General features: G+C 71.9%; 1 protein-coding gene. It reads left to right on the forward strand.

Annotated features, from left to right (window positions below; genetic code table 11):
• Positions 1-178: 178 nt before the first annotated feature.
• A partial coding sequence (locus BTA51_RS29815; protein ID WP_210404988.1) for a hypothetical protein occupies positions 179-437 on the forward strand: 259 nt, incomplete at its 3' end.

Consider the following 437-nt stretch of genomic DNA (forward strand, 5'->3'; position numbering starts at 1 on the left):
CCTTAGCTCCGCCCTGCCCGTCCCCGCAGTCTCCGCCGCGTACCCGATGGCCAAGCCCGGCTACGGCAAACGCTCCGCCCCGGACCAACAACCCCGCACGCCCCATGACTTCGCGCTGCTCCCGGCCCGTGAGCGGTACATCGCCGGGTTCGTGGACCACCTGCCCGACGGGGCCGCGATGAGCGTGAAGCAGCTCACCAGACAACTCCCGCTCTACGGGCAGCAGGCCATCGGCACCTCCCTCAACGCCCTCTCCGTCGCCGGACATCTGCGACGCGTACGGTGCCCTGTCGGCACGGGCGACGAAACCCGCTGGGCCTTCCGCACCTTCTGGTCCCGCACCGCCCGCGACAACGCATGGTGGACCACCTACCTCGCCACCGAAACCGCCGTTCGGACGGCGGCCCCCGCCGCCGTTCCGCAGCAGCGCACCGCGC

The sequence above is a fragment of the Hahella sp. CCB-MM4 genome, from assembly GCF_002260525.1.
In the GTDB taxonomy this organism is placed as follows: domain Bacteria; phylum Pseudomonadota; class Gammaproteobacteria; order Pseudomonadales; family Oleiphilaceae; genus Hahella.